Consider the following 11,264-nt stretch of genomic DNA (forward strand, 5'->3'; position numbering starts at 1 on the left):
CCGCGCTGGCCTCTCGTACGTTGCATGCCGCATCGACCGCCCACGGAGTCACCCATGCTGCGAATCACGCTACGTTTCCTCGCGCTGTTGATGCTCTGCAACCTTGCCGGCGCGGCAACGCCGCCGGCGGACGATGCGGCCCTGCCCACGATCCTGCGCGACTGGCGCAGCTGGGTGCTCAAGGATCTCGATTTCCGCGCCTGCCCGTTCCTGTCGACGCAGATGTCGGACGATGCGAACGGGCGCATCTGCGCTTGGCCCGGTCGTCTCCGCCTCGACGCCGCCGCGAGCGGAGCAACGTTCGCGTTGCATTGGCGCGTCGATGCGCCGTCGTGGGTGACCCTCCCGGGCGACGCGCAGCATTGGCCGCAACAGGTCAAGGTCAATGGCCAGGCGCAGCCCGTGCTCGATCGCGCGGGCACGCCCGCGCTGTGGCTGGCCGCAGGGGGTTACGACATTGCCGGCACGATTCCGTGGCACGAGCGGCCGCAGTCGCTGCCGGTGCCGCAGGCCATCGGCCTGGTCGCGTTGAGCGTCGACGGCAAGGCGGTCGCGCAGGTGCAGCGCGACGGCGACGCGGTGACGCTCGGGCGGAGCGCCGCCACGGCGCCCGAGGCGGACAGCGTCGACCTGCGCGTGTTCCGCGAGCTCGCCGACGGCGTGCCCGCGCTGCTTACCACGCAGATCCATTTCATCGTCGCCGGGCAGGCGCGCGAAGAGACATTCGGTCCCGTGTTGCCGCCGGGATTCGTCGCGACCGCGCTCAGCGGCAACTGGCCCGCGCGGCTCGACAACGACGCCCGCCTGCACGTGCAGGTGCAGCCGGGCGAGGCGGTGCTGACCTTGAGTGCGCGAGCGATTGCGCCGCTCGCCGAGGTCGCCGCGCATCTGCCCGCGGCGCCGTGGCCGAAGCAGGAAGTGTGGAGCTATGCCGCATCGCCGCGCCTGCGTGTGACCAACGCCGCGGCCCAGGTTTCGGTCGACCCGCAACAGGCGCAGGTGCCGGCCGAATGGCAGGCCTTGCCGGCATTCGCGCTGGCCGACGGCGACAAGATCACGATCGAGCAGCGCTCGCGCGGGCTGGCTCCGAACGAGACCAACCGATTGAGCTTGCGCCGCGAGGCCTGGCTCGATTTCGCCGGCTCCGGCTGGTATGCGCGCGATGCGGTCGATGGCTCGATGGTGCAGGGCTGGCGTCTCGACGTCGCCGCGCCGTTCAAACTCGAGCGTGCCGAAGCGAGCACGAGGGCACACACGGGCACGAGCACGGGCGAGGCACTGCTGGTCACGCGCGGCGCGAGCGACACGCTTTCCGGCGTCGAGTGGCGCACACCGAACGTGCATCTCGCCGGCTCGGTGCGTATCGATGCCGTGTCCGATCTGCCGGCAACCGGCTGGCAGCAGGCCTTCGACCGCATCGACACGACGCTGCATTTTCCGTACGCCTACAAACTGCTCGGCGCGCCAGGCGCGGATCGCGTGCAGGGCAGCTGGATGTCGCGCTGGAGCCTGCTCGACGTGTTCGTCGCCGCGATCGTCGCCTTGCTTGCCTGGCGCCTGCTCGGCGTGCTCGGCGCGCTCGCCGCGGCGGGCTATCTCGCGCTCGGCTACCAGGAAACCGGTTCGCCGCTGTGGACGCTGGTCGCCGTACTCGCACTCGCGTTGATCGCGCGCGCGCTGCCCGCGGGCCGGCTGCAGGTCGCGGCGCTTTGGCTGCGTTGCGCGGCGATGCTCGCCTTCGTCCTCGTCGCGTTGCCGTTCGCGGCGAATCAGGTGCGCTATGCGCTGTATCCACAACTGGAGGCGGGGCAGGGCGCGTGGATGTATTACGCCGCACGCAAGGACGGTGCGTATCTAAACAACGATGCCCCGGTTCGCGACGAGATAGAGGCGGCTCCCGCACAAACCATGGCGATACCGCCGCCGCCGGCCGCGCCGGCGCCGCCGCCGATGCTGGCGAAGCCGAAACTCCATCGCACTCTGCAATCGCCAATGGTCGTCGGTGGCGCCGCCAAGGTCGCCGAGCCCGATGCGGACAAGAAGGAGCTTGAATCGGTCACCGTCACCGGCAACGTCGTGCGCAAATCGGATCTGATCGATCACTACAGCCAGTCCACGGTGATGCAGACCGGCGCGGGCGAACCGAGCTGGCAGGTCGGCAGCACGGCGCAGCTGAGCTGGAGCGGCCCGGTTACGCCGGCGCAAAGCGTGCGTCTCCTCGTCGCGCCGCCGTGGCTGGTGCGGCCGCTGCGCATCGTGCTCGCGCTGCTGCTGGCCTGGCTCGCGTGGAGCGGTTGGCGTGGCCGTCCGGCAGCGCCCATGCCTTCGCGTGCTGTGGCCGCGGGCCTCGCCGGTGTGCTCCTGGCCACCAGTCTGGCGTTCGCACCGCGTGCGCAGGCGCAAGGCATTCCGTCCGACGAATTGCTGGAACAACTGCGTGAGCGTCTGACCGAGGCGCCGAAGTGCGCGCCAGCTTGCGCCAGCCTCGCGCAGATGCAGGTCGTCGCCAGCGGTGATGCGCTGAGCGTCGTACTTGAGGCGCATGCGGGCGAACGCCTCGCCTTGCCGCTACCTCGCGCGGATGCGAGCGTCACGCTGAAAAGTGTAAAAGTGGACAATATCGTCGACGTGCCGGTCGCGCGCGCGGCCGACGGCGGCAGCTGGATCGCGCTCGATCGCGGCGTGCATCGCATCGAGGCAGTCTATGCCGTGCATGCCGACCGCCTTGCGCTGAACTTCGCCCTCGTGCCGGCGCGTGTCCTGTTCGACGGCAAGGGCTGGAGCGCGAGCGGCATCGAGGACGAACACCTGCTCGGCGGCTCGCTGAGCCTCGCGCGCGCACGCGACGACGCGGGTACCGGCGCGAAGCCTGAACTCGGTGCGCAGCAGTTTCCGCCTTACGTGCGCGTCGTGCGCTCGCTCATGCTCGGCCTCGACTGGAGCGTGCAGACACAGGTTCAGCGTGTTTCCCCGGCAACGGGCGGGGTTGCGGTCACGTTGCCTGTACTCGGCGGCGAGCATGTCTCGACTCCCGGTATAAAAGTACAGAATTCCACCGCGACCGTGGCGATCGCCGACGGCGCGGCAGAGACCTCGTGGAACGGCGCATTGGACAAGGCTGATACGTTGACGCTAACCGCGCCCACGCTCGCCGACCGTGCCGAGGTCTGGCGCGTGCTTGTCAGTCCGACCTGGCATGCAGAGTTCTCTGGCGTACCTGTCGTCGGCCTCGCGGCCGGCGAGGAGGCCGACGACTACCGCAACTTCGAATTCCATCCGCTGCCTGGCGAGACGCTGATGGTGAAGATCACGCGGCCCGCGGCAGCGGCCGGCGCGACGCGCGCGATCGATGCGGTCAGCCTGGTCACCGACATAGGCCAGCGCAGCGCGAGCCACGTGCTCGGCTTCACCCTGCGCGCGAGCCAGGGTGGCGAACAGGCGATCATGCTGCCGAAGGGCGCCGAAGTCACCGCCGTGCAGCGCGACAACGAATCGCTCAACCTGCGTACGCAGGACGGCAAGCTCACGCTGCCGGTCAAGCCCGGCATGCAGCGTTATCAGGTCAGTTTTCGCGATGACGCCGCGCTCGGCTTTGTCGTGCGCACGCCGCAGGTCGGTCTCGGTTTGCCTGCAGCGAACATTGAATTGATCGCGCGTGTGCCCGCGGATCGCTGGCTGCTCGCGACCTCGGGTCCTGCGGTCGGTCCGGCGGTGCTTTACTGGGGCGAACTCGCAGTCATGGTCGCGGTCGCCTGGGCGCTCGCGCGCACCCGCCGCACCAAACTCAAGTTCCGCGACTGGCTCTTGCTCGGCCTCGGCTTTTCGACTTCGTCGTGGCTTGCCCCGATCGTGTTCGCCGCGTGGCTGTTCGCGTTCGACTGGCGCGGACGTTGCGAAACCAAGGAGCCGTGGTGGCGCTTCGATCTCGTCCAGATCGGGCTCGCCGTGCTGACCGTGGTCGCGCTCGTCGCGCTCGTGTCGACGATCAAGCTCGGTCTGCTCGGCGCCCCCGACATGCACGTCGTCGGCAATGGTTCCAGTGCGGCGCAGCTCAGCTGGTTTGCCGATCGCACCGCCGACGCGTTGCCGCAGGCGAGCGCGTTCTCGCTGCCGATGTGGGTCTATAAAGTGCTGATGCTGGCTTGGGCACTGTGGCTTGCGAACGCACTGATCGGCTGGCTACGCGAAGCATGGATGGCGTGGACGCGCGGCGGCTATTGGCAGCCGCGACCCGAAGCCCCGCGCGCGCCATCAGCGGGCACCGCGCAAGCCGATGCGGAGAAGACGTGACTGCGACGAAGGTGCGCGACCTGCTCGCGCAAGCGGGACCTGCGCTGGCCGCGGACCGCACGGCCAGCGAGGCGCGGCGCGAAGCGGAACTGCTGCTGCAGCATGCGCTGCGCGTCGACCGCGCCTGGCTGTTCGCGCACGCCGGCGACGAAGTGGACGAGGTGCTGGCGGGACAGTTCCGCTGCTACGTCTCGCGCCGCGCCGAGGGCGAGCCGATTGCCTATATCACCGGCCGCCGCGAGTTCTTTTCGCTCGACCTCGTCGTCACGTCCGACGTGCTGATCCCGCGCGCGGAAACCGAGTTGCTGGTCGAACTGGCCCTCGAAAGGATTCCACGCGACACCGAGGCGCGCATTGCCGATCTCGGTACCGGCTCGGGGGCGATTGCGCTCGCGCTTGCACACGAACGGCCGCGCGCACGCGTGCTTGCGACCGACGCGAGCGACGCTGCACTTGCCGTCGCGCGCGGCAATGCGCAGAGGCTGGCGCTGGCCAACGTCGAATTCGCGCTGGGCGAGTGGTGCGCGGCGCTCGGCGAGCGCGAGTTCGATCTGATCGCGAGCAATCCGCCCTACATCGCGCGCGGCGATGCTCACCTCGAGCAAGGCGACCTTCGTTTCGAGCCGGCGCTCGCACTGTCTTCGGGCAGCGACGGCCTCGACGCGATCCGCACGATCACGCGCGATGCGCGCCGCCATCTCGCGCGCGGCGGCTGGCTGCTGTTCGAGCACGGCCACGATCAGGGCGCAGCCGTGCGCGATATTTTCACAGCGAATGGTTACATCGATGCAGCGACATGGCGCGATATGGAGGCGCGCGACCGGGTCAGCGGCGCAAGGTATGCGAGCGACCCTGCATGAACGACGAGATGGTCGTGTGCTCGGCCATGGCGGGCTTGTCGAGCCTGCATTGAGCGGCCGGCGCGGCAATGGCATGCTAAGCTTGGATGTCACCAGCAAACCACGCCGCGGGTCTTGTTTGCGCGGCGGGACGGACATTTGATCGAACTACCCGGCTACAAAATCCTGCGCCAGCTCGGCCGCGGTGGCATGGCCACCGTGTATCTGGCCACGCAGGAATCGGTGCAGCGTGACGTCGCGCTCAAGGTGATGTCGCCGGCGCTGCTCGCCGATCCCGATTTCTCTGAGCGTTTCCTGCGCGAGGCGCGCATCGCGGCGCAGATGCACCATCGCCACGTCGTCGGCATCCACGATGTCGCGCGCAGCGGCGACTACAACTACATCGCGATGGAATACCTCGGCGGTGGCGCAGTGCTGCCGCGCGATGGCACCGCGCGGCCGCTGAAGTTCGCGCTGCGCGTCACCCGCGAGATCGCTCTCGCGCTCGATTACGCGCACGCCAAGGGTTTCGTCCATCGCGACGTCAAGCCGGACAACATCCTGCTGCGCGAGGACGGATCTTCCGCGCTGACCGATTTCGGCATCGCACGGGCCCTCGATTCGGCCGCGCGCATGACGCGCACCGGCGCGGTGATCGGCACGCCGCACTACATGAGTCCCGAGCAGGCGCGGGGAAAGACGGTCGACGGTCGCGCCGACCTCTACAGCCTTGGCGTCGTGCTCTACGAGATGCTGGTCGGGCGCGTGCCGTATCACGCCGAGGATTCGCTCGCGGTCGGCATCATGCACATCACCGAACCGGTGCCGGTGCTGCCGGAGAATTTGGTGACCCTGCAGCCGATCCTCACGCGCATGCTCGCCAAGCAGGCGGACGATCGCTACCAGAGCGGCCGTCAACTCGCCGAAGCGATCGAGCGCCTCGAGCGCGCGATCGCCGCAGGCGAGCATCCGGAACTCGCCGATGCCGTCGCCGCGAGTGCGGACGACTCGCATTTCGGCGAAGCCACTCCGACCACGTTCATCGCCGACGACCGGTTTGCGCCTGGCTCGGCGCGGCCGACCACGCCCGTGGCCGCGCTGCATCACCGTACCGACCCCGCGCTCGGTCGTCTTGACGATCTCGGCGAAACCGGCAGTTACCGTGCCGTGGGCCGCGATGCCCGGCGGCACGCGGCCAGGCGTTCCACGGACCGGCGTGGCTGGATCGTTCCCGCAGCGATCGTGCTTGCGCTCGCACTGCTCGGCGGTGTGGCCTGGCATTGGCAGGATCGCCTGCGCACGCTCGTGCCGAACACGCAGGTCAACGATACGATCGCGCGCGCGCAGAAGGCACTCGCCGACGGCAAGCTGCTCGGCGCGGGCGGCGCGCGCGAATTGTTCCAGAGCGTGCGTGAGCAGGATGCGGACGACGAGCGTGCACGCGACGGCCTCAACCAGGTCGGCCAGCGCCTGCTTGCCGATGCGCGCGTGGCCTTGCAGAAGCACGATCTCGCCGCGGCGCGCGAGAATCTGGACGCAGCGAACGAGGTGCTCGGCGGCGGTGCGCAGGTCGAGGAACTGAAGACCGCACTCGACACCGCCCAGTCGCAGGGCACCCAGGTCGAGAACCTGCTCGCACGCGCCGACGCTGCTCTCGCCGCGAAGCGGCTGCTCGGCGCCGATGGCGCGGCGACGTTGTATCGCCAGATTCTCGACGCCGACGCGGGCAACGCGGTGGCGCGTCATGGTCTCGACAAGGTTGCCGCCGCGCAGGCGCAGCTCGCGCGCGAAGCGCTCGCACAGGGCGACGCCGAACTCGCTAGCCAGCGCCTTGCACAGCTTGCCGAACTCGCGCCGAACCATGCAGCGATTCCCGAATTGCGCAGCGCGCTGGCCAAGCGCCGCGAGGCGGACGCGCAAGCGCAAGCGCAGCAGCAGACTCCGCCAACGGTGCCGCCGCCATCGAAGCCGGCGCCGCAAAAGCCACAGCCTCCGACGCAACCTTCACGCCAGCAAACTGCGCAGATTGCGCGCACCGAACGCGCACGTCAGCGTGAGGCGCGCGAACAAGACGAAGCGCAACAGGAATCGCAGCGCGAGCCCAGCCTTGCCGAGCGCGGGCGTATCGAGGATCTGCTCGCCGAGGCCGATCGCGCGCTCGCCGCGGGTGATCTGATGGATCCCGGCGGCGCCTATGACAAATACCGCGCCGTGCTCGGCATCGACGGCTACAACACGCGCGCGCTGCAAGGCCTGAAACAGATTGCGCCGCGCGCCCGCGCGCTGTTCGATCAGGCGATCAGCGCTGGCAAACCAAACAACGCCCGCGGCTATCTCGATGCGATCGCCGACACCGATCCCGGCAATCCGACCCTGATCGGCCTGCGCGCGCGACTCGCCGAGGTCTACTACGACCAGGCCGACCACCTCGTCGGCGAAGGCCGTCGCGGCGAAGCGCTGCGCGCGCTCAACACCGCGCGCCAACTCAGTCCGATCAGTCCGCGCAGCGCCGCGCTCGAGGCGAAGATCGAAAGCATGCCGGGCGGTTAGGCGCGGCCATTACGCCCCTGTTTCCAACCCGACAATCCGTTACGCCCCCGTTTTGCGATGATTGCGCGGCACATTTAATGCGGAAGCACGTGGCGTAGGATGGCTAACTGCTTGTCATTGCGTGGAATTTCGCTTGACGCGCTGCCGAAGCAAACTGAATATTCCGTGCAACGCCCCGGATGTGGGGTCTATTTGTAGTTAGCGCCCTAAATGTTTCGTCTTGTAGCTCTAACGCTTCTTCTTCCATTGCACTGTTTCGCCTGTGAATTTGCAGTTCCGTCACCTTTCAAACCAATGGTTTTTCTCGGGTCTGGCCATGAGAGGGCCCCCTCGGCACCTTCGGTCGCAATTCATTCAGTTCGCAGGGGCCGTGTGTCTTTTCGCGGCGACTCCTGCGCCGACACCGGGGTCATCGTCCTAACAATTCCTGCAACCAACTCAAGCCGAAACCTCGCTTACACCTTTGAGCAAATAGCAGGTAAGGCGCCCACGCAAGAAGTGATTTTCCCGCCCGGCCCGAGCACGGGGCATGAAAGGAATGGTTTGCTTGTCTTTGCCTTCCCTTGGCTTGACGGCGCAACGAACACACATACGCCACTCGACTTAACTGTGCGAGTCGTCGCACTCACCAAATCAGGCAAGCCGGGCGGCTTCACCGATGTGCACATCACCGATTCCGGGCGCTAACTATTCGGTCAAGTGGACCGCTGCGATGTCGCACGGTAATCTGACGCTCACAGTGGCAGCGGCCACTTACCTCAAGCGTTAGGCGCCTTGTGACCCTCGGACAGATCATTGGCGACCTAGATTCCGTAGCAAGCGACCTGTGCATAGTCGCGCGGCGCCCGTGGAACACCGACGCCAATGCAATGCTCGTGCGCCCTGACGACAGTGGTCGCCTACCGGAGCATCTAAAAGAGGCTGGCTACGACTACTTTCTAGAGGTCGATATCATAAGAGACGAGGTTCTCGGTGAGCGGAGCCATCTACTAAACAGCGCCCAGCGCTTTGCTGTCGTCCTTTACTACGCCGAGCATGATGCTTGGCCGGAGTGGTTCCATGAGTTATGCCAGGCCAGTGATCGCGGCGCCTAACTATTCGGTCAAGTGGACCGCTGCGACGTGCCACGGTAATCTGACGCCCGCTGTGGCCGCGGCCACTTACCTCAAGCGTTAGCCTGCATGAAGCAATGGCTTCTTTACCCGGTGGCTGGCACGACAGTAACCGCTGTTCTCCATTGGCTTGTTGGCATTGCGATCGGTTATTCGGCGCTCATAGCGTTCATCGGCTGGCCGGTCATCGGCACAATCGTTACGGCTGACGACGATCTCCCTGGCGGTTTCAGCAATCCGGACGGCACAGCGACACCTGATTGGGAGACGCCGGAGTATTGGGGCAGGTTGTTCGGTGGCGGGTCCGTAGTCTGCCTCGCGTTCGTGGCACAGCTTGGCTTTGCTGCTCCGCGGCTTGCGTACTTACTTTCGGGTGCTGTCCTATGCGCAATCTTGTCCTTTTTGCTTTTACGGCGTGCTCGCAATTCTACTCAGCATGCAAGCTAACTATTCGGTCAAGTGGACCGCTGCGACGTCGCGCGGTAACCTGACGCTCAGTGTGGCAGCGGCCACTTACCTCAAGCGTTAGGTTGCAGAGCGGTGCGCTTTACTCCCACCAACGACAACCTTGTCGTGCAGCTAGCCCCAGATGAGGTAGCGTTGCTGGTGCGCAGCGCGGTTGCGCTTCTCGTTCCACGTTACACCAAGAAGGTATATTTGCTCGCCGATCCGGAGAGCTTGCTCGCCCCGGCCCAGGATGGTTTGGCAGTTGTGAAACCCGGCAGTGAGCCGTCTAATTTCTTGCAGAGCTTTCGGCTCCTGCTCAGGGAGGGCGAGTTGGTCTTGGCCTCTTCTCAACAGCGCCGGTTTACGCGGTCAGAGTGGCGCAGCTTCGCTGAGGCATTGGCATCTGCAACCTAACAATTCGGTCAAGTGGACCGCTGCGACGGGCCACGGTAATCTGACGCCCACTGTGGCAGCGGCCACTCACCTCAAGCGTTAGGCAACAATTGGAAGCCTTCCTGTTCTTTGGCCTCATGTTCTTTCTGCTAAGCACCCCGTTCGCGGTCGTGCTTTTCATAGTTGCACGCCTACTCCGTCGTTTTGGCGTCAGCCGCCCTTTGAGCATTGCCCTTTTTTGCGTTCTGGCAGTAGCCACTTTGTCGCCGTTTGTCGCACAAATGGCTACGTTGTTTTCTGGCTTCGCTCCTATCGGCTACTTCTTACTATCGGCCCCATTCGAATCAAACGGTCTTACTGGCCTGGCCTCCGAGTACGCGGCACACCTCCAGCTTCATTTGGTGGGTAGTGGCTTGGTACTTCTGCTTTCACTAGTTTTTGCACGCAAATTTGTTCCCTAACTATTCGGTCAAGTGGACCGCTGCGGCGGGTCCGCGGTAATCTGACACCTCGTGTAGCAGCGGCCACTTACCTCAAGCGTTAGGCGCCTCATCGAATGTTGCTACAAGTACACAATTCCAGAGCTGAAATTGTCCTTATTGCGGCATGCTTTGTACTCTACGCGTTTGGCTTCTACTTGACGCGCGCTTTCATTTGCCAACCGGTTGGCGCTTGGCTATTGCTTGGCGGCGTTGCTGTTGGTGCGCTTGGCTGGCTAATGTTGTCGGCTTCTGCAATCAGACGACGCTCTCTCGGGCTTGGGTTTGGTGCAATTGCAATTGCCCTAATACTTGCAGTCATGTTCTTCTTTATTGGCGTCCTCACCTTGCCTGGCTGCTCCGGTGTGTGAGGCACCTAACTATTCGTTCAACGCGACCGTGACGTCTCGTCGCGATAACCCAGCGGCCGGCGCGGCGCGTTAACTTAAGCGTTAGAGCTCACTGCATGGCTATAGCAACTGTCGCGCATCAAGAGATTCATGTCGGGAGCTCGGTCGTCATTGAGGCATCGGCGCCTGATCGACGCTATAAGGTCGTCTTCGAAGACGACGGAGAAACAGGGTATTTCTACGCGGTCGATCCTGCGAAAGTCTCGCAGCCTATCCAAGATGCAGTCCAAATCTACAACGTCAAAAGCGTCGCTGATCGCCAGCATCCGTCAGTCGTAGAGATCGTCTGGTCCTCTGACAATCTGAAAGCCGAGCTGCTCATCAATAAGCAGCCGCATGCGGTATTCGACTTTTCTGCGAAACAAGGTTATTGCCTCAGCGGGTTCCCACCGAGCCACAGCGGCTGGTCCAAGGCAGGCCACGCATGGAGCTCACAGGTCTCAGATCTAATCAAGTGAGCTCTAACTATTCGGTCAAGTGGACCGGATAGTTCCTACGGGTTAGTGGACACCCTGAACTAACTATTCAGGAGTCTTGCGATGGCATCACCCGGTCCCAGAACGACGTGTCGATACAGCAAGGAATTCAAGGCGACAGCGGTGCGGTTGAGCCGGTTGTCTGGCGTATCGGTCAAGGACGTTGCTGAGTCGCTTTACATTCATCCCTTCATGCTGTCTCTTTGGCGTAAGCAAGCGCGCGAAGGAGTGATCGTGACCAAAGGTGCCGTTGTGGATGAAGCAGTGG

At 64.8% G+C, this 11,264-nt stretch carries 7 protein-coding genes; all 7 read left to right on the forward strand.

Annotation, left to right across the window (positions count from 1 at the left end; translation table 11 throughout):
* The first annotated feature begins 54 nt into the window (after window positions 1-54).
* Window positions 55-4,290 (forward strand): hypothetical protein, encoded by a 4,236-nt coding sequence (locus F455_RS21515; RefSeq protein WP_018974928.1) that lies wholly within the window; start codon window positions 55-57, stop codon window positions 4,288-4,290.
* Between the two features lie 11 nt (window positions 4,291-4,301).
* The gene (gene prmC / locus F455_RS0119105; protein WP_026293548.1) at window positions 4,302-5,150 is read left to right on the forward strand and encodes a peptide chain release factor N(5)-glutamine methyltransferase; all 849 of its coding nucleotides are present in this window, start codon (window positions 4,302-4,304) and stop codon (window positions 5,148-5,150) included.
* A gap of 138 nt (window positions 5,151-5,288) precedes the next feature.
* Window positions 5,289-7,679: a serine/threonine-protein kinase gene (locus tag F455_RS22295; RefSeq protein ID WP_018974930.1), complete on the forward strand. Its 2,391-nt coding sequence runs from the start codon at window positions 5,289-5,291 to the stop codon at window positions 7,677-7,679.
* Window positions 7,680-8,455: 776 nt separating this feature from the next.
* The gene (locus F455_RS23700) at window positions 8,456-8,773 is read left to right on the forward strand and encodes a DUF7716 domain-containing protein (protein WP_425413752.1); all 318 of its coding nucleotides are present in this window, start codon (window positions 8,456-8,458) and stop codon (window positions 8,771-8,773) included.
* A gap of 1,414 nt (window positions 8,774-10,187) precedes the next feature.
* Complete coding sequence (locus F455_RS23160) at window positions 10,188-10,481, forward strand: hypothetical protein (RefSeq protein ID WP_157579098.1); 294 nt, start codon at window positions 10,188-10,190, stop codon at window positions 10,479-10,481.
* Between the two features lie 95 nt (window positions 10,482-10,576).
* Window positions 10,577-10,978 (forward strand): DUF2251 domain-containing protein, encoded by a 402-nt coding sequence (locus tag F455_RS22735; protein ID WP_083919036.1) that lies wholly within the window; start codon window positions 10,577-10,579, stop codon window positions 10,976-10,978.
* Window positions 10,979-11,059: 81 nt separating this feature from the next.
* Window positions 11,060-11,264, forward strand: a 205-nt coding sequence (locus tag F455_RS22740) for a transposase (protein ID WP_157579101.1), incomplete at its 3' end; no start/stop codon positions are given.

The organism is Rudaea cellulosilytica DSM 22992, from assembly GCF_000378125.1.
Lineage (GTDB): Bacteria > Pseudomonadota > Gammaproteobacteria > Xanthomonadales > Rhodanobacteraceae > Rudaea > Rudaea cellulosilytica.

What these genes read in the sequence shown, in the direction of transcription:
- F455_RS21515 (WP_018974928.1), top strand. Translation starts at nt 55, where the DNA reads ATGCTGCGAATCACGCTACGTTTCCTCGCGCTGTTGATGCTCTGCAAC.
- F455_RS23160 (WP_157579098.1), top strand. Translation starts at nt 10,188, where the DNA reads ATGTTGCTACAAGTACACAATTCCAGAGCTGAAATTGTCCTTATTGCG.
- F455_RS22735 (WP_083919036.1), top strand. Translation starts at nt 10,577, where the DNA reads ATGGCTATAGCAACTGTCGCGCATCAAGAGATTCATGTCGGGAGCTCG.